20 protein-coding genes are annotated in these 20,927 nt (G+C 70.1%); 13 read left to right on the top strand and 7 right to left on the bottom strand.

The genetic code is table 11. From position 1 onward, the window contains the following. The first annotated feature begins 86 nt into the window (after nucleotides 1–86). The 9 genes from BIV01_RS00490 to BIV01_RS00450 all read left to right on the top strand — a co-directional run bounded on the left by BIV01_RS00490 (nucleotide 87) and on the right by BIV01_RS00450 (nucleotide 9,262). Nucleotides 87–851: a YebC/PmpR family DNA-binding transcriptional regulator gene (locus tag BIV01_RS00490; protein ID WP_070418971.1), complete on the top strand. Its 765-nt coding sequence runs from the start codon at nucleotides 87–89 to the stop codon at nucleotides 849–851. A 7-nt stretch (nucleotides 852–858) separates the two neighbouring features. Next, nucleotides 859–1,506, top strand: a complete 648-nt coding sequence (gene ruvC, locus BIV01_RS00485) for a crossover junction endodeoxyribonuclease RuvC (RefSeq protein ID WP_175473605.1) — start codon at nucleotides 859–861, stop codon at nucleotides 1,504–1,506. Next, complete coding sequence (gene ruvA / locus BIV01_RS00480; RefSeq protein ID WP_071301584.1) at nucleotides 1,503–2,120, top strand: Holliday junction branch migration protein RuvA; 618 nt, start codon at nucleotides 1,503–1,505, stop codon at nucleotides 2,118–2,120. Before ruvC ends, ruvA begins: the two co-directional genes overlap by 4 nt. Further along, entirely contained in the window at nucleotides 2,117–3,154 is a 1,038-nt protein-coding gene (ruvB, locus tag BIV01_RS00475) for a Holliday junction branch migration DNA helicase RuvB (protein ID WP_071294678.1), read from the top strand. The genes ruvA and ruvB overlap by 4 nt, the downstream gene beginning before the upstream one ends. 95 nt (nucleotides 3,155–3,249) lie before the next feature. Then, nucleotides 3,250–3,657, top strand: coding sequence for a preprotein translocase subunit YajC (locus BIV01_RS00470; protein ID WP_070418975.1), 408 nt, complete (start codon nucleotides 3,250–3,252; stop codon nucleotides 3,655–3,657). Nucleotides 3,658–3,744: 87 nt separating this feature from the next. Beyond that, nucleotides 3,745–5,496 (top strand): protein translocase subunit SecD, encoded by a 1,752-nt coding sequence (secD, locus tag BIV01_RS00465; protein WP_071294679.1) that lies wholly within the window; start codon nucleotides 3,745–3,747, stop codon nucleotides 5,494–5,496. Next, on the top strand, nucleotides 5,496–6,497 hold the full coding sequence (gene secF / locus BIV01_RS00460) for a protein translocase subunit SecF (protein WP_070418977.1): 1,002 nt from the start codon (nucleotides 5,496–5,498) through the stop codon (nucleotides 6,495–6,497). The genes secD and secF overlap by 1 nt, the downstream gene beginning before the upstream one ends. Continuing rightward, a complete protein-coding gene (locus tag BIV01_RS00455) occupies nucleotides 6,497–6,844 on the top strand; it encodes a rhodanese-like domain-containing protein (RefSeq protein WP_071301583.1) in 348 nt (115 codons plus the stop codon). The genes secF and BIV01_RS00455 overlap by 1 nt, the downstream gene beginning before the upstream one ends. Nucleotides 6,845–6,901: 57 nt before the next feature. After that, nucleotides 6,902–9,262 (top strand): RelA/SpoT family protein, encoded by a 2,361-nt coding sequence (locus BIV01_RS00450; RefSeq protein ID WP_229085942.1) that lies wholly within the window; start codon nucleotides 6,902–6,904, stop codon nucleotides 9,260–9,262. Here the strand turns inward: BIV01_RS00450 and BIV01_RS00445 are convergent. From BIV01_RS00445 to deoC, 3 genes are all read right to left on the bottom strand, one after another. Next, the gene (locus BIV01_RS00445) at nucleotides 9,249–9,866 is read right to left on the bottom strand and encodes a type IV toxin-antitoxin system AbiEi family antitoxin (protein ID WP_071301582.1); all 618 of its coding nucleotides are present in this window, start codon (nucleotides 9,864–9,866) and stop codon (nucleotides 9,249–9,251) included. The two genes, BIV01_RS00450 and BIV01_RS00445, sit on opposite strands and share 14 nt — an antisense overlap. 156 nt (nucleotides 9,867–10,022) lie before the next feature. Continuing rightward, nucleotides 10,023–10,970, bottom strand: coding sequence for an ROK family protein (locus BIV01_RS00440; protein WP_070419594.1), 948 nt, complete (start codon nucleotides 10,968–10,970; stop codon nucleotides 10,023–10,025). 128 nt (nucleotides 10,971–11,098) lie between these two features. Next, the gene (gene deoC, locus BIV01_RS00435) at nucleotides 11,099–11,830 is read right to left on the bottom strand and encodes a deoxyribose-phosphate aldolase (RefSeq protein ID WP_071294682.1); all 732 of its coding nucleotides are present in this window, start codon (nucleotides 11,828–11,830) and stop codon (nucleotides 11,099–11,101) included. A gap of 42 nt (nucleotides 11,831–11,872) precedes the next feature. Between deoC and BIV01_RS00430 the strand changes: the two genes are divergently transcribed. From BIV01_RS00430 to BIV01_RS00415, 4 genes are all read left to right on the top strand, one after another. Further along, nucleotides 11,873–13,405: an SDR family oxidoreductase gene (locus BIV01_RS00430; RefSeq protein WP_070418981.1), complete on the top strand. Its 1,533-nt coding sequence runs from the start codon at nucleotides 11,873–11,875 to the stop codon at nucleotides 13,403–13,405. Next, on the top strand, nucleotides 13,402–13,986 hold the full coding sequence (locus BIV01_RS00425; RefSeq protein ID WP_071294684.1) for a GDSL-type esterase/lipase family protein: 585 nt from the start codon (nucleotides 13,402–13,404) through the stop codon (nucleotides 13,984–13,986). Before BIV01_RS00430 ends, BIV01_RS00425 begins: the two co-directional genes overlap by 4 nt. Beyond that, the gene (locus BIV01_RS00420) at nucleotides 13,986–14,441 is read left to right on the top strand and encodes a DUF6804 family protein (RefSeq protein ID WP_175473601.1); all 456 of its coding nucleotides are present in this window, start codon (nucleotides 13,986–13,988) and stop codon (nucleotides 14,439–14,441) included. Before BIV01_RS00425 ends, BIV01_RS00420 begins: the two co-directional genes overlap by 1 nt. Before the next feature lie 93 nt (nucleotides 14,442–14,534). Then, complete coding sequence (locus BIV01_RS00415; RefSeq protein ID WP_071301581.1) at nucleotides 14,535–16,088, top strand: stealth conserved region 3 domain-containing protein; 1,554 nt, start codon at nucleotides 14,535–14,537, stop codon at nucleotides 16,086–16,088. Nucleotides 16,089–16,187: 99 nt separating this feature from the next. On the opposite strand, the gene BIV01_RS00410 is transcribed toward BIV01_RS00415, so the two are convergent. The 4 genes from BIV01_RS00410 to qcrC all read right to left on the bottom strand — a co-directional run bounded on the left by BIV01_RS00410 (nucleotide 16,188) and on the right by qcrC (nucleotide 20,911). Next, complete coding sequence (locus tag BIV01_RS00410) at nucleotides 16,188–17,147, bottom strand: phosphodiesterase (RefSeq protein WP_071294686.1); 960 nt, start codon at nucleotides 17,145–17,147, stop codon at nucleotides 16,188–16,190. A gap of 168 nt (nucleotides 17,148–17,315) precedes the next feature. Continuing rightward, complete coding sequence (qcrB, locus tag BIV01_RS00405; RefSeq protein ID WP_070418986.1) at nucleotides 17,316–19,001, bottom strand: cytochrome bc1 complex cytochrome b subunit; 1,686 nt, start codon at nucleotides 18,999–19,001, stop codon at nucleotides 17,316–17,318. Continuing rightward, nucleotides 19,001–20,068, bottom strand: coding sequence for a cytochrome bc1 complex Rieske iron-sulfur subunit (qcrA, locus tag BIV01_RS00400; protein WP_070418987.1), 1,068 nt, complete (start codon nucleotides 20,066–20,068; stop codon nucleotides 19,001–19,003). The genes qcrB and qcrA overlap by 1 nt, the downstream gene beginning before the upstream one ends. Before the next feature lie 33 nt (nucleotides 20,069–20,101). Then, complete coding sequence (gene qcrC, locus BIV01_RS00395) at nucleotides 20,102–20,911, bottom strand: cytochrome bc1 complex diheme cytochrome c subunit (RefSeq protein WP_071294687.1); 810 nt, start codon at nucleotides 20,909–20,911, stop codon at nucleotides 20,102–20,104. Nucleotides 20,912–20,927 lie beyond the last annotated feature (16 nt).

Here is a 20,927-nt window from a genome sequence, read left to right as displayed (position 1 = left end):
CGACGGGCCCGCCCGCGAGGCGGGGCCGCACCGTGCCTCCAGGCCGCTAAGCTGGACGGGACTTTCCGCAAGACGCAAGGAGCACCGTGTCCGGGCATTCCAAGTGGGCAACGACCAAGCACAAGAAGGCCGTCATCGACCAGCGACGTGCCAAGTCGTTCGCGAAGCTCATCAAGAACATCGAGGTCGCCGCCAAGATGGGCGGCGCCGACCTCTCCGGCAACCCGACCCTCGTCGACGCCGTGCAGAAGGCCAAGAAGACCTCGGTCCCCAACGACAACATCGACCGCGCCATCAAGCGCGGTGCCGGCCTGACCGGTGAGACGATCGAGTACACGACGATCATGTACGAGGGCTACGGCCCGAACGGCGTCGCGATGCTCATCGAGTGCCTCACGGACAACAAGAACCGTGCCGCTGCCGAGGTCCGCACCGCGATGTCGCGGAACGGCGGGACGATGGCCGACCCGGGCAGCGTCGCCTACAACTTCTCTCGCAAGGGCGTCATCTCCGTCACCAAGACCGACGGCCTCGACGAGGACACCGTCATGACGGCGGTGCTGGACGCCGGCGTCGAGGACGTCATCGACCAGGGCGGCGGCTTCGAGGTCATCACCGAGGCGACCGACCTCGTCGCGGCCCGCACCGCGCTGCAGGACGCCGGGATCGACTACGACTCCGCCGACGCCGAGTTCGTCCCCGGCCTCAAGGTGCCGGTCGACGCCGACACGGCGCGCAAGGTGTTCCGCCTGATCGACGCGCTCGAGGACAGCGACGACGTGCAGAACGTCTACTCGAACTTCGACATCCCCGCGGACGTCCAGGCCGAGCTCGACGAGGACGAGGACTAGCCCGATGCTGCGCGTGCTCGGGGTCGACCCCGGGCTCACGCGGTGCGGCGTCGGCATCGTCGAGGTCGCATCGAACCGCCGCGCCCGGCTCGTCCACGTGACGATCGTGCGCACCCCGGCGGACATGGCACTCGAGCAGCGGCTGCTCCGCATCGCCGACGGCATCGCCGCCGAGATCGACGAGCACCGTCCCGACGCCGTCGCGGTCGAGCGGGTGTTCGCGCAGGCGAACGTCCGGACGGTCATGGGGACGGCGCAGGCCGCCGGACTCGCCCTGCACGCCGCGGCGGCACGGGGGCTGCCGGTCGGGCTGCACACCCCGTCCGAGGTGAAGGCCGCCGTGACCGGGTACGGCAACGCGGACAAGCGCCAGGTGCAGACGATGATCGCGCGTGTGCTCGGCCTCGACGAGGCCCCCAAGCCCGCCGACGCCGCGGACGCGCTCGCCCTGGCGGTGTGCCACGCCTGGAGGCTCGGGTCACCCGACACGGTCGGCACGCGTGCCACGAACCTCACCCCGGCACAGCGCGCGTGGCGGGACGCACAGGGCGGCACGGTCGACTCGCCGCTGGCACGCGCCGCGGCCGCGGCCGCGGGTCGCTCGCAGCGTGGCTCGTCGGCATCGTCGGCGGCCGGCCGTAGGCTCGGGGCATGATCGCGAGTCTCCGGGGCACCTGCATCGACATCGCCGGCTCCGGCGTGGTGATCGAGGTCGGGGGAGTGGGCTACGCGGTCACGGTGACCCCGGCGCACGCGCTGACGATGCGCCACGGGTCCGAGGTCTTCGTCCGGACCGCGATGATCGTGCGCGAGGACGAGCACCTCCTCTTCGGCTTCGAGTCCACCGACGCGCTCCAGGTGTTCGACCTCCTCCGCAGCGTGTCCGGCGTCGGCCCGAAGTCGGCGATGGGCGTCCTCGCCCACATGGACCCGGCCCAGGTCGCGAACGCCGTCGCACACGACGACGACGGCGCCTTCCGCAAGGTCTCCGGCATCGGCCCGAAGACCGCCAAGCTCATCATCGTCGCCCTCTCCGGCAAGCTCGCCGCGTTCGAGCAGGCCCCCGTCGTGGCGGCCCGCGGCGGCACCGCGCACCCGGCCGCGACCGACGTCGTCGCCGCCCTCGTCGGCCTCGGCTGGCGCGAGGACGCTGCGCAGCGCGCGGTCGACGAGACCATCGCGTCCGAGCCGGGCGTCGCCTCGATGGGCACCCAGGCACTGCTCCGCGCCGCCCTCGGCGCGCTCCGCCCCGCCGGTGCCGGCCGGTGAGCGGGATCACCGCCGCGGGCGCCGAGTCACAAGAAGAACTCGCGTTCGAGGGGGCCCTCCGCCCGAAGTCCCTCGACGAGTTCGTCGGGCAGCGGAAGGTCCGGGGGCAGCTCGACCTGCTCCTCAAGGCGGCGGCACTGCAGGACCGGACGCCCGACCACATCCTGATGGCCGGCCCTCCCGGACTCGGCAAGACGACCCTCGCGATGATCGTCGCGCACGAGTCCGGTCGGCCCCTGCGGATGTCGAGCGGCCCGGCGATCCAGCACGCCGGTGACCTCGCCGCGGTGCTGTCGTCCCTCGTCCCCGGCGAGGTCCTGTTCATCGACGAGATCCACCGGATGGCCCGCTCGGCAGAGGAGATGCTCTACCTCGCGATGGAGGACTTCCGCATCGACGTGATGGTCGGCAAGGGGGCCGGCGCCACGAGCATCCCGCTCGACCTCGCGCCGTTCACCCTCGTCGGCGCCACCACCCGTGCCGGCCTCCTGCCGAACCCGCTGCGCGACCGCTTCGGGTTCACCGCCCACCTCGAGTTCTACGAGAAGGACGAGCTCGAGCAGGTCCTCATCCGGGCAGCACACCTGCTCGAACTCGACATCGACCGGTCCGCGCTGCGCGAGATCGCCGGGCGCTCCCGGGGCACACCACGCATCGCGAACCGTCTGCTCCGACGTGTCCGCGACTACGCCCTCGTGCACCGCACCACCGACGGCATGGCCGCCGTGCAGGGCGCCCTCGACCTCTACGACGTCGACGAACTCGGACTCGACCGTCTCGACCGCGCCGTGGTCGAGACGATGCTGACGCGCTTCGACGGCGGTCCCGTCGGCCTGAACACCCTCGCGGTGTCCGTCGGGGAAGAGTCCGAGACCATCGAGTCGGTCGTCGAACCGTTCCTCGTCCGGGTCGGCCTCGTCACCCGCAGCCCCCGCGGGCGGATCGCCACCCCGCAGGCCTGGCGGCACTTCGACATGACACCCGGGCAGACCGGCCTCGCACAGCCCGGGCTGTTCGACGACGACGCCGACTGACGTCCCCGTCCGCGGTCTCGGTGACATGCCACGCACAGACGTGTGCCCTAGACTGCTACGGCCCGAAACCGAGCAACCAGAGAAGGCAACGCATCATGGGTCAAGAAGTCATCCTCATCGTCATCGTCGTGGCGTTCGCGGCCTTCATGTTCTACAACAGCCGGAAGCGCAAGAAGCAGCAGGGCGAGCTCGCCACCAAGATGGTGCCGGGCGCGAAGGTCATGCTGTCCTTCGGTCTGTACGGCACGCTCCTGTCGGTCGACGACGAGAAGGTCACGGCCGACGTCGAGATCGCACCCGGAACGGTCGTCACCGTCCACCGCCAGACCCTGTCGCGTGTCGTCGACGACACCGCGTCGGACATCACCACCACGGCCACGCCCGAGGACGAGCCGGCAGCGCCGAAGCCCGTCGCCGAGCTCAACGGGGAGCCGATCTACGGCGAGCGTGTCGAGTCCACGGACGCCGACACCGACGCCGCGAAGCGCAAGACCGAAGACTGACTCCTCGGCCGCCGGGTCCACCGACCCGGCGGCGACACCTGCCGCCGGTCAACCGCCGTCGGTCCTGACAGAAAGACGAGACGACCGGTGGCACGATCGACACCCGTCAAGAAGGCGATCCGCTCGCTGACCTGGTTGGTGATCCTCATGGCGGTCCTCGCGGGGTTGAACACCGCCGCGTCGGTCCTCGCCGGGAACACCAAGGACGACAGCGGCAAGTGGTTCGAAGGGGCCAGCTGGGTCCCGGAACTCGCCCTCGACCTCCAGGGCGGCACGCAGCTGACGCTCGCGGCGCAGAACACCGAGGGCGGCTCGGTGACGAGCCAGCAGCTCAACCAGGCCGTGAACATCATCCGGCAGCGCATCAACGCGACTGGCGTCTCGGAATCGCAGATCAACACCCAGGGGACGAACAACATCGTCGTCTCCATCCCGGGCAAGCCGGACAAGGCGACGATCGACCGCATCGAGGCGGCGGCGAAGCTCACGTTCCGCCCGGTCCTCTACACCGAGGCGGCGACCAACACCGCGGTGGGCGGCAGTGGGTCCTCGTCGGCCTCCGCGACGCCGTACTCCCCGCCGGCATCGCTCGCCGCGACGCCGAGCGCCAAGCCGACCAACGGCAGCGACCTGAACTGGGTCACGCCGGCGCTGCAGGACCTGTACACGAACTACAACTGCAACGCTCCGGACGACGTCACGACGGCGCCGGACGACGAGCCCCTCGTCACCTGTGACCAGGACGGTGCCGCGAAGTACATCCTCGGCCCGGTCGAGGTGTCCGGCTCGGGCATCAGCAACGCCACCTCCGGCCTCGCGACCGACTCGCAGGGCACGTCGACCGGCCAGTGGGCCGTCAACCTGACGTTCAAGGGCAAGAGCTCGGACGACTTCCGTGACGTCACCAGCCGGCTCGTGAAGCTGCAGCCGCCGCAGAACCAGTTCGCGATCGTCCTCGACGGCTCCGTCATCACGGCGCCGGCGTCGAACGCGGCCATCACGAACGGCAAGGCGCAGATCACCGGCTCGTTCACGGCCGACTCCGCGAAGACCCTCGCCGACCAGTTGAAATACGGCGCGCTGCCGATCAACTTCCAGGTCCAGTCGAACGAGAACATCTCCGCGACGCTCGGTACCGCGCAGCTCGTCGGTGGCCTCGTGGCGGGTCTGATCGGTCTGATCCTGGTCATCATCTACTCGGTCATCCAGTACCGGGCGCTCGCGTTCGTCACGGTCCTCTCGCTCGGTGTGGCCGCGGCGCTGACGTACCTCGTGATCGCGATCATGTCCTGGCGCGTCGACTACCGCCTGTCGTTGGCGGGTGTGGCGGGTCTGATCGTCGCGATCGGCATCACGGCGGACTCGTTCATCGTGTACTTCGAGCGCATCAGGGACGAACTCCGTGACGGCCGGGGCCTCGAGAGTGCCGTCGAGTCCGGGTGGAAGCGTGCACTGCGCACGATCCTGGCGTCCGACTCGATCAACTTCCTCGCCGCCGTGGTGCTCTACATCCTCGCGGTGAGCGACGTGAAGGGCTTCGCGTTCACGCTGCTCCTCACCACCCTGATCGACGTCGTCGTGGTCGTGATGTTCACGCACCCGATGATGCAGCTCATCGCCCGCAGCCGCTTCTTCGGCGAGGGACACCGGTTCAGCGGGCTCGATCCCGCGGCCCTCGGTGCCGTCTACCGCGGTCGCGCGCAGTTCCGCGCGCCGGTCGTCGACGGCAGGCGTCAGCGCAGCGCCGGTGAGGCGCAGCGTCGACAGACGATCGCAGAGCGGAAGGCCGCGCAGGCCTCCGGCGAGAACGGCACGACGCCGGACGGGAAGGACGACTGATGGCCAGCTTCAGCCAGTTCGGCAGCGACCTCTACACGGGGAAGCGCTCGTACGACATCGTCGGCCGACGCAAGACCTGGTACGTCATCGCGATCATCGCGATCGTGGTCTCGCTGGCGGTCCCGTGGCTGCGTGGCGGGTACCAGCTCGGCATCGAGTTCACCGGCGGGTCCGAGTTCACGCTCTCCGACGTGAAGACGCTCGACCAGAACCTCGCCACCGAGACCGTCGAGTCGATCGTCCCCGACGGCGTCCCGCGTGTCTCGCAGCTCGGGACGCACGGCATCCGCGTGCAGACCGGCCAGCTCACCGACCGTGAGACCTCCGAGGTCCAGGACGCCCTGGCGAAGGCCTACGACGTCCCGGACAGCCAGGTCGCCGCGACCTTCATCGGTGCGACCTGGGGTGCCGACGTGCTCAACCAGGCGATCCGTGGCCTCGTGATCTTCCTCGCCCTCGCGGCGGTGTTCATGGCGCTGTACTTCCGCACGTGGAAGATGTCGGTGTCCGCGATGGTGGCGCTCCTCCACGACCTCCTCATCACGGCGGGCGTGTACGGCATCGTCGGGCTCGAGGTCACGCCCGCGGCGGTGATCGGCTTCCTGACCATCCTCGGCTACTCGCTGTACGACACCGTCGTGGTGTTCGACAAGGTCCGCGAGAACACGAGCCAGGAGTCCCACCGCACCTTCGTGCAGTCGGTGAACCTCGCGGTCAACCAGACGCTCGTGCGGTCGATCAACACCTCGGTCGTCGCTCTGCTGCCGGTCGGCGCGATCCTCTTCATCGGGTCGTACATCCTCGGCGCCGGAACGCTCCGCGACATCTCGCTCGCGCTGTTCATCGGCATCATCGTCGGCACCTACTCGACGATCTTCATCGCGTCGCCGATGTACGCGCACCTGCGTGAGAACGAGCCGAAGATCAAGCAGGCCGACGCCAAGAAGCAGGCCGCTGCCGCCAAGCGTCAGCGCGAGGTCGACGCGACGGCGGGCGTCTGATGCCGGCGGAGATCGTCGACATCGACGTCGCCGAGGCCCGTCGGCGGATCGACGCCGGCGCGCGCCTGTTCGACGTGCGCGAGCAGGGGGAGTGGGACGAGGTCCACGCTCCCGAGGCGACCCTCGTGCCGATGTCCCAGTTGGTCGCCCGGTGGAAGGAGATCGACGGCGGCGACGAGCCCGCGATCATCGTCTGCCACTCGGGCGGACGCTCCGCGCGGGTCGTGGCGGCGCTCGAGCAGTCCGGGGTCCCCGCGGTGAACCTCGTCGGCGGCATGGTCGCGTGGGAGCAGTCGGGCGCCCCCGTGGTGCGCGACGCCCAGGGCGAACCGCGTCACGAGCACTGACCGGACACGCGTAGTCTTGTCGGATCGAGCTCGGACGGGCATCCCGGGAGGCGCAGCATGACGGACACGCGTGAGTCCACGCCGCAGGACGCCTCTGCGCCGCGGGCAGGGCAGGACACCGGCTCCGCGAGCCGCCCCGGCTCCGCACCCCGGCCGACGAGTCCGCTCGGGCCGAACACGACCGGCAACCTCGGTTCGCTCCGGTCGCTGCTGCCGCGGCTGTTCTCGCGCGCCCAGCCCGCCGGTGCCGTCGACACCCTGATCCGCACCGTCCGGTCGCACCACCCCAAGGCCGACGTGACGCTCATCGAGCGCGCCTACTCGGTCGCGGAACGCGCGCACGACGGGCAGAAGCGCAAGTCGGGCGAGCCCTACATCACGCACCCGGTCGCGGTGGCGCAGATCCTCGCCGACCTCGGGATCGGGCCGATCACCATCGCCGCGGCACTCCTGCACGACACCGTCGAGGACACCGACTACCAGCTCGACCAGCTGCGCGAGGACTTCGGCGACGAGATCGCCATGCTCGTCGACGGCGTCACGAAGCTCGACAAGGTCAAGTACGGCGACAGCGCCCAGGCCGAGACCGTCCGCAAGATGGTCATCGCGATGTCGAAGGACATCCGCGTCCTGGTCATCAAGCTCGCCGACCGGCTGCACAACGCCCGCACGTGGGGCTTCGTCGAGTCGACCTCCGCCACGCGGAAGGCGAAGGAGACCCTCGAGATCTACGCGCCGCTCGCGCACCGGCTCGGCATCCAGATGATCAAGCTGGAGCTCGAGGACCTCTCGTTCGCGGTGCTCCACCCCAAGCTGTACGTCGAGATCGACAGCCTGGTGAAGGAACGCCAGCCGAAGCGCGAGCAGTTCGTCCAGAACGTCATCGGCACGCTCAAGAAGGACCTCAAGGCCGCCAAGGTCCGCGGCGAGGTCATGGGCCGGCCGAAGCAGTACTACTCGATCTACCAGAAGATGATCGTCCGCGGGCGCGAGTTCGACGAGATCTACGACCTGGTCGGCATCCGCGTCCTCGTCCCGACCGTGCGCGACTGCTACGCGATGCTCGGTTCCGTGCACGCGCGGTGGACGCCGCTGCCGGGTCGGTTCAAGGACTACATCGCGACGCCGAAGTTCAACCTGTACCAGTCGCTGCACACCACCGTCCTGGGTCCGCAGGGCCGCGCGGTCGAGATCCAGATCCGCACGCACGAGATGCACCAGCGGGCCGAGTTCGGTGTCGCCGCCCACTGGAAGTACAAGCAGCGCGCGGCCGGCCGTGACGTCGACTCCTCGTCGGCGACCGACCAGGACATGGCGTGGCTGGCGCACATCACCGACTGGCAGGCCGAGACGAGCGACCCGGGGGAGTTCCTCGACTCGCTCCGGTACGAGATCGGCGCGAAGGAGACCTACGTCTTCACGCCCCAGGGCAAGGTCATCGGGCTGCCGTCCGGTGCGACCCCCGTCGACTTCGCGTACGCCGTGCACACCGAGATCGGCCACCGCACGATGGGCGCCAAGGTCAACGGGCGTCTCGTGCCCCTCGAGAGCGCCCTGTCGAGCGGCGACGTCGTCGAGATCTTCACCTCGAAGAACCCCGACTCCGGCCCCAGCCAGGACTGGCTGACCTTCGTCCGGAGCCCCCGCGCCCGGAACAAGATCAAGCAGTGGTTCACCAAGGAACGCCGCGAAGAGGCGATCGAGCAGGGCCGCGACGCGATCGCGCGGGCGATGCGGAAGCAGAACCTGCCGCTCCAGCGCATCATGAGCCAGGACTCGATCTCCGAGGTCGCGTCGTCGATGCGCTACGACGACATCTCCGCGCTGTACGCGGCCGTCGGCGAGGGGCACGTCTCCACGCAGTCGGTGATCGAGAAGGTCCTCGGGAACGTCCAGACCGAGACCGAGACGGAAGAGCCGGAGCTCAGCTTCCCCCGCCAGGTCACGAGCCGGCAGCTGCGCAACAGCGACAGCGGCGTCCTCGTGCGTGGCGCGCCGGACATCCTCGTCAAGCTCGCGAAGTGCTGCACGCCGGTCCCGGGCGACCAGATCGTCGGGTTCATCACCCGCGGCCAGGGTGTCTCGGTGCACCAGGCCTCGTGCACGAACGTCAAGTCGCTCATGAACGAGCCCGACCGGATGATCGAGGTGGAGTGGGCGCCGTCCTCGAAGTCGGTGTTCCTCGTGCAGATCCAGATCGAGGCGCTCGATCGGTCGGGGCTCCTCAGCGACGTGACGCGGGTGCTGACGGACCACCACGTGAACATCCTGTCCGCGACGGTCTCGACGTCGTCCGACCGGCTCGCGCTGAGCCGCTTCGTGTTCGAGATGGGCGACACGACCCACCTCGACCGTGTGCTCAACGCCGTGCGACGGATCGACGCGGTCTACGACGTCTACCGGGTCAGCGCGGGCTGACCCGAGACCCGGTCGACCAGACCGGGTCAGCGCGGCTGACCGGCTCCCCGGCGGCGTCGAGCACGTCCCGCAACCGCCGCTCCGCCTGCCGGGCCATCGGGATCGTCCCGAGCGTCGCGAGGGACCCGGCGACCGCGGCGACCGACACCGCACCGATCGCCAGGAGTCCGGCCACGGCCGCGGCGTCCGACGGGTCGAACCCACCGGGCCGGTCCCCGGGGCTGCGCAGCAGGTCGACGACCGTGCGCAGCGGCGTGGTGACGCGGAGGCCACCGAGCACGACGACGTCCTCGTCCGTGATCACGACCTCGCGGACGCGCAGCGCGCCGTCGACGTGCACGCGGACCCGGAGCGGGACACAGGCCTCGAGCGGGGCCGGTGCACGCGAGACGGCACCCCAGACCCACGCGGCCGTCCGGGTGCTCGCGATGAGGCGCGCGTCCCGGAGCGCCCACGCCGCGGCTGCCGCCCGGAGCGCCGGGGTCTGCGGTTCGGCGGGGGAGGCCCAGCACGCCCCGACGGCCACGAGCTCGCCGGCGAGGACCGCTGCGCGCAGCTCGGCCTCGGGCCAGTCGTCACTCGTCAGCAGCCGGGTTCGGGACACCCGGACATCCTGCCCGACGCGCACGGCGCGTCGACGCGCCCTGTGGAGAGCGACGGACGTGCGGCCGCGACGCGACCACCTGTGGGCCAGGAGGCGCGGGTCGGCCCCGCACCGCGCCTCCCGTCCGTCAGCACGTGCCGTCGAGAGCCGACGTCGTCAGCGCAGCACGTCGGCCCGGTGCACGAGCGCTGCGGCGCCGATGAGGGGACCGTCCTGCGACAGCCCCGTCGGGACGATCCGCACCTTGGTCACGAAGCCGAACTCGACGCGCTCCGCCACCGCCTCGCGCGCGTACTCGAAGAGGTCGGGCGTGACGTGCGAGAACCCGCCGCCGATGGCCACGACCTCGAGGTCGACGAGGCTCGTGGCCGCCGCGATGGCTTGCCCGAGGGCGCGACCGCTGCGCTTGACGGCCGCGACGGCGATCTCGTCGCCCGCCGCGTAGGCCGCGGAGAGCTCCTCGCCGGTGCTGCCGGTGAACCCCTGGCGCTGCGCCCACGCGACGGTCTTCGGGCCGCTGGCGATCGCCTCGAGGCATCCGGTGCCGCCGCACGCGCAGTGGTCGTCGAAGCCGCCGCACTCGACGTGGCCGATGTGCCCGGCGTTGCCCGTCGGGCCGCTGACGGTCCGGCCGTGCAGGATCAGGCCGCCGCCGACGCCGGTCGACACGATCATGCCCATCACGTGGTCGGAGCCCTGCGCCGCGCCGACCCAGTGCTCGGCGAGCGTGATCGCCAGGCCGTCCATGCGGAGCGTGACCGGGACGCCGGCGGGGACGTGCGCGGCGACGCGGTCCCGGAGCGGGTACCCGCGCCAGACCGGCATGTTGAGCGGGGAGACGAGTCCGTGCTCCTCGTCGACCGGACCGGCCGAGCCGATGCCGACACCGACGAGCGTGGCGTCCGTCGGCAGCGCAGCGAGGGCGGCCGTCACGACCTCGTCGACCGCGGCCTGCAGCTCGTCGGACGTCCGGCCGGGGCCGGTCGGGCTGCGGAACCGCGTGGCGGGGAGGACGACGCCGGCGTCGGTGACGAGGGCCGCCTCGACCTTCGTGCCGCCGAGGTCGACGGCGAGGGCGAGGGGGGTGGACTGGGTCGTGGACATGCGCGCTCCGATGCGGCGGTCTGGAGGCGCGGTGCCGGTCCCGCACGCGTCGTCGCGTCCGGTGGGCGCCGGCCCCTGGTGGTGGGTCGGGTGGTGCTGGAGGTCGCGGGGGCTCGCGCCCCGGACCGTCAGTAGGACGTGGTGTCGTCGCCGACGGCCGACGCGGTGCCGGTCTCGGCGCGGTGCGCGACCTCGTCGAGGATGCGTGCCGAGGCGCTCGTGCCGATGCGGTCCGCACCGGCCTCGACCATCTCGAGCAGCGTGTCGAGCCCGCGGACGCCGCCGGAGGCCTTCACGCCGGTGTCGGGGCCGACCGTGGCGCGCATGAGGGCGATGTGCTCCGCGGTGGCGCCGCCGCCGGCGAACCCGGTGGAGGTCTTCACGAAGGCGGCACCGGCGGACCGTGCGGCACGCGATGCGGCGACGATCTCGTCGTCGGTGAGGAAGGCGGTCTCGAGGATGACCTTGACGACGGTGCTGCCCGCGGCGTCGACCACGGCGCGGACGTCGGCCTCGACGCGCTCCCAGTCGCCGGACTTCGCGGCGCCGATGTTCTGCACCATGTCGAGCTCGAACGCACCGTCGGCGAGGGCCTGCAGCGACTCGGCGACCTTGGCCGCGGTGGAGGTGGTGCCGTGCGGGAAGCCGATGACCGTGCCGACGCCGACGCCGGTGCCGGTCAGGCGCTCGACGGCGTGCGCGACGTCGCTCGGGCGGACGCACACGCTGAACACGCGGTACGCGGCGGCCTCGTCGAGCTGGGCGTCGACGTCCGAACGCGTGAGTTCGGGCTTGAGGATCGCGTGGTCGATGAGACCACGGACGGCATCGGCGGTGACGGAGAACGCTGCTTTGTCCACCCGGCAAGCCTACCCGGAGCCGAGCCGCGTACCGTCCCCCGCATGCGCGTCCTCGTCACCGGGGCCACCGGCTACATCGGCGGTCGTCTCGTCCCACGTCTCCTCGAAGCCGGTCACACCGTCCGCGTCTTCGTCCGCACGCCCCGGAAGCTGCAGGACGTTCCCTGGCACGACGACGTCGAGATCACCGCCGGCGACCTGCAGGACGCCGACGCGGTGCGCCGGGCCGTCGCCGACATCGAGGCCGTCTACTACCTCGCCCACGCGATGGGCGCGGACGGCGACTTCGAGCGGGCCGAGCGGGACGCTGCCGAGACCATGGCGCGCGAGGCCTCGGCCGCCGGCGTGCGGCGGTTCGTGTACCTCGGCGGCCTGCACCCCGACGGCGAGCTCTCGAAGCACCTCCGCAGCCGCAAGGAGGTCGGGGACGTCCTGCTCCACTCCGGCGTCCCGACGATCGCGTACCAGGCCGGCGTGGTGATCGGGTCCGGCAGCACCTCGTTCGAGATGATCCGCCACGTCACCGACGTCCTGCCGTGGATGCCGGCGCCGCGGTGGGTCCGGAACCGCATCCAGCCGATCGCCGTCCGTGACGTCCTCTACTACCTCGTCAAGGCGCTCGACATCCCCGCCGACGTGAACCGCACGTTCGACATCGGCGGCCCGGACGTCCTCCGCTACGGGCAGATGCTCAACGGGTACGCCGTGGAGGCGAAGCTCCCGCAGCGCCCGATCTCGCCCCTGCCCGTCCTCACCCCGGGGCTCGCGGCGCACTGGTTCAACATCGTGACGCCGATCCCGCGGAAGCTCGCCAAGCCGATCATCGAGTCGCTCCAGTTCGAGTGCGTCCAGCGCGAGCACGACATCGACGACGTGGTGCCGCGGCCGGAGGGCGGGCTGACCGGGTACCGCCGCGCGGTCCGTCTCGCCCTGAGCCGCATGCGCACCGGCGAGGTCGAGACCAGCTGGCGGAACGCGACGCTCGCGGCCACCCCCGCGGACCCGCTGCCGAGCGACCCGGACTGGGCCGGCCACACCGTCTACGTCGACGACCGCAAGCGCCACTCGGCCGCCTCGGCGGACGACGTCTGGCGGGTCGTCGAGTCGATCGGCGGCGAGAACGGGTGGTACTCGTTCCCGCTCGCCTGGGTGGCCCGCGGGTGGATGGACAAGCTCGCCGGGGGAGTCGGCCTGAACCGCGGTCGCCGCGACCAGAAGCGCCTCGAACAGGGCGACGCCCTCGACTGGTGGCGCGTGGAGCGGCTCGAACGCGGGCGCTACCTGCGACTGCGCGCCGAGTTCAAGTCCCCGGGCCGCGCCTGGCTCGAGATGACCGTGACCCCCGCGGACGACGGCGGCAGCGACTACCGGCAGCGGGCGATCTACTTTCCCCAGGGGCTCGCCGGCCGCCTGTACTGGTACTCGATCCTGCCGTTCCACGGCGTGATCTTCCCCGGGATGGTCGAGCGCATCACGGCGGCCGCCGAGCGGGAGTCCGAGCACACCGAGTCGACGGGGCGGAACTGGACCCAGCAGAATGGGAACCCGGAACCCGCACACGAGGAGGCAGCATGACCGAGGAACGCACGAGCGTCCTGTTCCTGGGCGACAGCATCACCGAGCAGGGGTCGTGGGACGCCTGGCTGCCCGACGAGCGGACCGTCAACCAGGGCATCGGCGGTGACACGACCGACGGGGTCCTCGCACGCTTGGACGCCGTCGTGGCCGAGCAGCCCGAGGTCATCGTCCTGCTCATCGGCACGAACGACTTCGGCAACCACCGCAAGAGCGTCGAGCACGTCGTCCGCGGGGTCGAGTCCGTCCTCGTGACCCTCCGCCGCGAGCTCCCGGGCGTCCGGCTGCTCCTCGTGTCGATCCTGCCGCGGCAGGCGGAGTACACGGCGAAGATCGAGGAGGCGAACCGGCACCTCCGCCAGTTCGTCGCCACCTGCCACGCCCAGTACCTCGACGCGTGGCCGGCCCTCGCCGACGGCGACCACCTCGACGACCGCTTCACCGACGACGGCCTGCACCTCACCGAGGACGGCTACCGGGCGTACGTCGCCGAGCTCGTGCCCGCGCTCGAACGGGTGCGCGAGCTCCCGCCGATGTCCCGGTCCATCCAGGCGATCGACCTCGACGGGGCCACCGCCTGATGGCAGGACGGAAGGGCCGACCACCGGCGGGATCGTCGCTGCACGGCGTGCCGGTGGGCGGGGCGGAGCCGACGCGGTCTGGCTCGGCGTCTGGCCGAGGGGCAGGGCGCGAGCTGCCGCCGTTCACCCGGCCCGCCCTCGCCCCGTCGCTGATCGCGGCGATCGTGCTCCTCGCCTGCGTCGCGATCGTCGACTCGTCCGGCTTCGTGTTCGCCCGCTGGGGCGTCACCGTGCTCAGCCTCATCGTCCTCGTCTTCGCCGTGCGGGGGCGGACGTGGTGGGCGGCGCTCCTGATGGCCGCGATCGCCGTCTGCTGGAACCCGCTGGCGGTCGTGCCGATCCCCGGCGAGGTGTGGGCGGCGCTGCAGCTCGTCGCGGCCGCACTGTTCATCGTCGTCGGCATCGTCGTGAAGGTGCCGCGCGAGGCGGAGGCGAGCAGCGCCTCCAGGCCCTAGCCCGGGCGACCGACGAGCGGACCGAGCGTCCGCGCGGACGGTAGGATGAGTCGCCGGGCAAACGGGTCCGGCGCACTGATCCGAAGGGTGTGGATGAGCAACGAGACCGAGCCGGTGACCGAGAGTCCTCTGCTGAACCCTCGACCGTCCTCCGGCGGTCTCGAACGTTCCGACGTCGTCGTGCGGAAGGGACGCCTGACGCTCGTCAACGGGCACCTGACGCCGCAGCAGTCGATGATCGAGGACCTCCTGTTCCTCGACGACGCCCTCACCGCCGGTGACGTCGACCACCTGCTCATCCGCGGCAACGACCAGCGGCCGGTGATCGCCCTCGACGAGCGCGACCGGCAGCGGGCGGAGAGCGCCGTGATGGCCGCCGCCGCGAACGAGCCCTTCTACGCGAAGCCCCCGGGGAAGCCCGCGGTGCTCGTCATCGACGACGGCCTCGGCTCCGTCGACGAGCCCGTCCTACGCGTGTTCCGGCCGCGCCTCGAGCCGCTCGGACGCCTGCGCTACGGCGCCGAGACGAGCGTGCAGCTCGAGTTCTGGCGGGTCACCGACACCGAGGTCCTCGCGCCGGTCGAGAACGCCCTGATGCGCCGCAGCCTGCCCGTCGACGAGTTCGTGCTCGTCGACATCGAGCGGTACGGCCGCACCTGGCGCACGGTCGAGCACATGTTCGACGACCACGTGTCCGACATCCGGTTCCCGATCGACATCGTGTTCTCGTGGGTCGACGGCAACGCCATCGAGTACCAGCGGGCACGACAGGCAGCGCAGTCCGGTGCGGTCCTGGGCGAGGGCGACGACGCCCCAGCCCGCTTCCGCCAGATCGACGAGCTGAAGTACGCGCTCCGGTCGGTGCACACGTTCGCGCCGTGGATCCGGCAGATCTACATCGCCACGGACTCCCCGGCGCCCGCCTGGCTCGCCGACCACCCCAAGGTGCGCATCGTCCGCTCCGAGGAGTTCTTCGCCGATCCCTCCGTCCTGCCGACGCACAACTCGCAGGCCGTCGAGTCGCAGCTGCACCACATCCCGGGCATCAGCGAGCACTTCATCTACTCGAACGACGACATGTTCTTCGGCCGCCTGGTCGACCCCTCGGTGTTCTTCAGCCCGGGCTCGGTGACGAAGTTCATCCTCGCGACGACGCGGATCGGCCTCGGGTCGAACAACCCGGCACGCAGCGGGTTCGAGAATTCCGCCCGGGTCAACCGCCGACTCCTGCAGCAGCGGTTCGGCGCGGTGACGACCCGGCACCTCGAGCACGCGCCGACCCCGCTGCGCGCCTCGATCATGACCGAGATGGAGCACGAGTTCGCCGACGAGTTCGCGGCCACCGCGGCCTCACGGTTCCGTGCTGCCGAGAACATCTCGGTGACGAACTCGCTGTACCACTACTACTCGCTGCTCACCGGCCGGGCGATCGTGCAGGAGAACGCCGAGGTGCGGTACATCGACACGACGATGCAGTCCGGTCTGCGGGCGCTCGGCGACCTGCTCAAGAAGCGCAACGCGGACTTCTTCTGCCTGAACGACGGGAGCTTCCCCGAGGTCAGCGACGAGGAGCGGACGCAGCGGGTGACGGACTTCCTCGAGAAGTACTTCCCGTTCCCGGCGCCGTGGGAGCGCCCCGCGGACTGAGGCGGGCGCGCGGGCAGGCCCCGCGCCCGCACATGGTGAGCAGGAATGGTCGGGTCCACAGTTCGGACCCGACCATTCCTGCTCACGAAGTGCGGCGGCCTACCGGTGGACGGGGGAGACCGGCACGGAGTCGAGCGTGAACACCGGGATGCTCGACGTCACCGGCGCGGGCTCCGCCGCCGCCGGGATCGTCACGCCGGCCGCTGCGAGCCGAGCCTCGGTCTGGGCCGACGACACCGGCTCGCCGACCGTGGCGTAGTGCCCGATCGGCACGACCGAGTGCACCACGTTGTGGCCGTAGACGTGCACGAGGTTGAACGACTGCGCGCCGTCCTGCCCTCGGGTACCGCCCTGGTACTCGGTGAGGTCCTGCGTGTAGCACGTGGCACTCGCGACCGACACGGGGATGCCCGCGAAGACGGCACTCGTCGAGTAGTGCAGGTGGCCGGCGATGATGGCGATGACGTCACTGCCCTCGACGACCTCGGCCAGGGCGTCCTGGTCGCGGAGCTCGACCAGGACGGCGAGGTCCTGCACGCTCGGCACCGGCGGGTGGTGCATCGCCAGGATGGTGCCGTGCGGCGCCTGCTCCGACAGCACCTCGGCCAGCCAGTCGAGCTGCTCGGGGGAGACCTCGCCGTGGTGGGCGCCGGGCACGCTCGTGTCGAGGGTGATCACCCTGAGGCCGTTGACGTCGTAGACGAAGTCGACCGGACGGTCGGTCGGCTGGAGCCCGAACAGCTCCTGCCGGAAGGCACCGCGCTCGTCGTGGTTGCCCATCGCCCAGATGACCTGTGCGCCGATCCGCCGCGCGGCCGGCTCGACGATGTCGCGGATGCGGGCGTACGCGCCGGGTTCGCCCTTGTCGGCGACGTCGCCCGTGACGACGATGGCCTCGGGACGCGTCCCCGACGACTCGATGTCGGCGATGATCTGGCCGAGCCGCGCAGCTGAGTCGACGTCACCGTAGAGGTCGCCGTCACCCGCCACGAGATGGGTGTCGCTGAGGTGGAGCAGGAAGTGGTTCGGCCTGGGGTGTTCGGCCGTCCGGCTGTCCATCGGGGTCTCATTCCGTTGGTCGGGTGCGTGGTGCAACACAGTGCCACACCGTCCTGGACGAGTCCAGCACGTGTCGGTGAATCGAACGTGAACGCGGCACGGCGTGTTCCCGCACGCACGACGAAACCCCCGCCACCGAGGTGACGGGGGTTCCGGTGCGCGGGGTGCCTAGTGCTTCGACTCGACCGCGGGCGCTTCGTGTCCGGCTTCGAGGTCCGGGCCGTGGTGCGCGGCGTGCGCAGCCTCGAGCTCGGCCTTGGACACCGGGGTGATCCGGTCCTCGAAGAAGAAGCGCGACATGCTGGCCCGGGCCTTCTGCAGGCTCGAGATCTTGCCTCGGGCGTTCGGACGGATCATGAGCGGCTTGTACTCGTTGAACTGCAGGAGCTTCCAACGCTCGTACTCGTCGAGCTGCTCGTGCACCTCGATGTACTCGCCGTGGGGGAGTCGCACGATGCGTCCGGACTCGTACCCGTGCAGGACGATCTCGCGGTCCTTCTTCTGCAGGGCGAGGCACACGCGCTTCGTGATCCAGAAGGCGACGAACGGGCCGAGGACCGTCGTGGCCTGGATCACGTGGATGACGTGGTCGATCGACACGTAGAAGTGGGTCGCGATGATGTCCGACGACGCGGCGGCCCAGAGGCTCGCGTAGAGCGTGATGCCGGCGGCACCGAACGCCGTGCGGGTCGGGGCGTTGCGCGGGCGGTCGAGGATGTGGTGCTCACGCTTGTCGCCGGTGACCCAACCCTCGATGAAGGGGTAGATGAAGATGGCGAGGATGAGGAACACCAGCACCGCGATCGGCACGAGGATGTTGAACGACACCGTGTAGCCGAACCACACGACCTCCCAGTGCGGCGGCACCAGACGGAGCGCACCGTCAGCGAAGCCGATGTACCAGTCGGGCTGCGTACCGGCGGACACCGGGGAGGGGTCGTACGGGCCGTAGTTCCAGATCGGGTTGATCGTGAACAGCGACGCGATGAGGGCGAGGATGCCCGCGACGATGAAGAAGAACCCACCGGCCTTCGCCGCGAACGCCGGGAGGATCGGCACGCCGACGACGTTCTCGTTCGTCTTGCCGGGGCCGGCGAACTGCGTGTGCTTGTTGATGACGACCAGCACGAGGTGGACGCCGAGCACCGCGACGAGGATCGCCGGGAGCAGCAGGATGTGCAGCGTGTAGAGGCGGCCGACGATGTCGGTCCCCGGGAACTCGCCACCGAAGAGCAGGTAGGCGATCCAGACGCCGATGACCGGCACACCCTCGATCATGCCGACGATGATGCGCAGACCGTTGCCGGAGAGCAGGTCGTCGGGGAGCGAGTAGCCCGTGAAGCCCTCGGCCATGGCCAGGACCCACAGGATGAAGCCGAACACCCAGTTGAGCTCACGCGGCTTGCGGAAGGCACCGGTGAAGAACACGCGGGCCATGTGCAGCATGATCGAGGCCACGAACAGCAGGGCCGCCCAGTGGTGGATCTGCCGGACGAAGAGCCCGCCGCGGATGTCGAACGAGATGTTGAGCGTCGACTGCAGTGCGGTCGACATCTCGATGCCCTTCAGCGGGACGTACGAGCCGTGGTAGACCACCTCGGCCATGGACGCCTGGAAGAAGAACGTGAGGAAGGTACCGGACAGCAGGACGACGACGAAGCTGTACAGCGCCACCTCGCCGAGCATGAAGCTCCAGTGGTCGGGGAAGATCTTGCGCCCGACCTCCTTCACGAGGCCCGAGATGCTCGTGCGCTCGTCGATGTAGTTGGCGACCCCGCCGATGATGCGGGATCCGCGCTCCGGTGCCGGCTTGGTGGTCGACGACGCGGGTGCGTTGGTGGTCGTGCTGCTCATCAGCGTTCACGCTCCCAGAAGGACGGGCCGACGGGCTCGTGGAAGTCGCTCTGCGCAACCAGGTAGCCGTCGTCGTCGATCGCGATCGGAAGTTGGGGGAGGGGGCGTGCCGCCGGCCCGAAGATGACCTCGCAGTTGTTCGAGACATCGAAGGTCGACTGGTGGCACGGGCAGAGCAGGTGGTGCGTCTGCTGTTCGTACAGGGCGACCGGGCATCCGACGTGGGTGCAGATCTTCGAGTACGCGACGATGCCGTCGTAGCCCCAGTTCTCGTGGCCCTTGGAGGGGTTGAGGTCCTTGGGGTCGAGGCGCATGAGGAGGACGGAGGCCTTGGCCTTCTCCTCGAGCATGTCCTCCTTGTCGAGCATGCCGTCCGGGATGACGTGGAACACCGAACCGATGGTCACGTCGGACGCCTTGATCGGCAGACCCGTCGGGTCCTTCGTCAGGCGCGTGCCCTTCGCCCACATGGTGTGGCGGAGGAGTTCGTTCGGGTCGGCCGCGGGCGCGAGGTCGCGCACGAGGACGATGCCCGGGAGGGGGAAGGCCGCCAGGGCGCCGATCATCGAGTTGCGGATCAGCTTGCGACGGCTGAAGCCGGACTCCTTGTCGGCGAGCTGGAACGCCTCGACCGCCTTGGCGCGGGTCGCGTCGGTGCCGCGGGTGCCGTGGCGGAGCTCGGTGATCTCGCGGTCCACCACGAGCGACTTCGACCAGTACACGGCGCCGAGGCCCAGCGCGAGCAGGGCGAGGGCGATCGAGAGGCCGAGCCAGAGGTTGGCGGTCCGGACGGTCCCGAAGTCGTCGGAGTCGATCGGGAAGGCGACGTAGGCCGCGATCGCGAGGACACTGCCCACGATCGACAGGTAGAAGAACGTGGCGACCTGACGCTCGGCCAGGCGCTGCTTCTTCGGGTCGACGTCGGTGCGGCGTGCGCGGTGCGGCGGCTCGCCCGGGTTCTCGAACGGGTCCGTCGGCAGGACCGCGATCCCGGCCGAGGTGGTGGTCGTGCCGTGCTTCTCGACAGCCGAGGACGAGTTCAGTGCCTCGTCGTCGTGCTCTGCCATGGTGTTCCCTTCAGTGTCGTTCGACACGGACGATCAGTTGGACTTCGCGGTCAGCCAGACGGTCATCGCGACGACCGCGCCGAGTCCGAAGATCCAGATGAACAGACCCTCTGCCACCGGGCCGAGGGAGCCGAGTGCGAACCCGCCGGGCGACTTGTTGTCCTGCACGTACTTGAGGTACGTGATGATGTCGGCCTTCTGCTCGGGGGTGAGGTTCAGGTCGTTGAACACCGGCATGTTCTGCGGGCCAGTGACCATGGCCTCGTAGATGTGCTTGCCGGACACCGACTGCAGGTTCGGCGCGTACTTGCCCTCGGTCAGGGCACCGCCGGCGCCGGCCACGTTGTGGCACATGGCGCAGTTGATGCGGAAGAGCTCCGCACCTTCGGCGGCGTCGCCGTCCTCGCCGTTGGTCAGGCTCTCGGAGGGGACCGCCGGGCCGGGGCCGAGCGACGCGACGTACTCGGCGAGTGCGTCGATCTGCTCGTCCGTGAACTGCGCGGGCTTCTCTTCGGCCTGGGGACCCTGGGCGGCCATCGGCATGCGGCCGGTGCCGACCTGGAAGTCGACCGACGCGGCACCGACACCGATGAGGGACGGACCCTCGCTGGTGCCCTGCGCGGAGAGGCCGTGGCAGGTGGCGCAGTTCGAGGCGAAGAGCTTCTGGCCCTCGTTCACCTTCGACTGGCTCGAGGCCGCCACGGTGCTCGTGCTGTCGTCGGCGTTCGCCGTGGAGCTGAACAGCGCGTACGCACCGCCGGTGGTCATGAGACCGACGACGATGAGCGACACGGTCGCCATCGGTGAACGGCGGCCCTTCTTGGACTTGGTTCTGTTGAACATGCGGTGGGGGCTATCC

Origin of the sequence: Curtobacterium sp. MCBA15_013 (genome assembly GCF_001865095.1) — a bacterium.
In the GTDB taxonomy this organism is placed as follows: Bacteria; Actinomycetota; Actinomycetes; order Actinomycetales; family Microbacteriaceae; genus Curtobacterium.
This window is presented reverse-complemented; position numbering and strand designations above follow the sequence as displayed.

Coding starts and splice junctions, on each gene's coding strand:
- ruvA (WP_071301584.1), top strand. CDS start 1,503: ATGATCGCGAGTCTCCGGGGCACCTGCATCGACATCGCCGGCTCCGGC.
- BIV01_RS00470 (WP_070418975.1), top strand. CDS start 3,250: ATGGGTCAAGAAGTCATCCTCATCGTCATCGTCGTGGCGTTCGCGGCC.
- secF (WP_070418977.1), top strand. CDS start 5,496: ATGGCCAGCTTCAGCCAGTTCGGCAGCGACCTCTACACGGGGAAGCGC.
- BIV01_RS00455 (WP_071301583.1), top strand. CDS start 6,497: ATGCCGGCGGAGATCGTCGACATCGACGTCGCCGAGGCCCGTCGGCGG.
- BIV01_RS00450 (WP_229085942.1), top strand. CDS start 6,902: ATGACGGACACGCGTGAGTCCACGCCGCAGGACGCCTCTGCGCCGCGG.
- BIV01_RS00440 (WP_070419594.1), bottom strand. CDS start 10,970: ATGTCCACGACCCAGTCCACCCCCCTCGCCCTCGCCGTCGACCTCGGC.
- BIV01_RS00430 (WP_070418981.1), top strand. CDS start 11,873: ATGCGCGTCCTCGTCACCGGGGCCACCGGCTACATCGGCGGTCGTCTC.
- BIV01_RS00425 (WP_071294684.1), top strand. CDS start 13,402: ATGACCGAGGAACGCACGAGCGTCCTGTTCCTGGGCGACAGCATCACC.
- BIV01_RS00420 (WP_175473601.1), top strand. CDS start 13,986: ATGGCAGGACGGAAGGGCCGACCACCGGCGGGATCGTCGCTGCACGGC.
- BIV01_RS00415 (WP_071301581.1), top strand. CDS start 14,535: ATGAGCAACGAGACCGAGCCGGTGACCGAGAGTCCTCTGCTGAACCCT.
- BIV01_RS00410 (WP_071294686.1), bottom strand. CDS start 17,147: ATGGACAGCCGGACGGCCGAACACCCCAGGCCGAACCACTTCCTGCTC.
- qcrB (WP_070418986.1), bottom strand. CDS start 19,001: ATGAGCAGCACGACCACCAACGCACCCGCGTCGTCGACCACCAAGCCG.
- qcrA (WP_070418987.1), bottom strand. CDS start 20,068: ATGGCAGAGCACGACGACGAGGCACTGAACTCGTCCTCGGCTGTCGAG.
- qcrC (WP_071294687.1), bottom strand. CDS start 20,911: ATGTTCAACAGAACCAAGTCCAAGAAGGGCCGCCGTTCACCGATGGCG.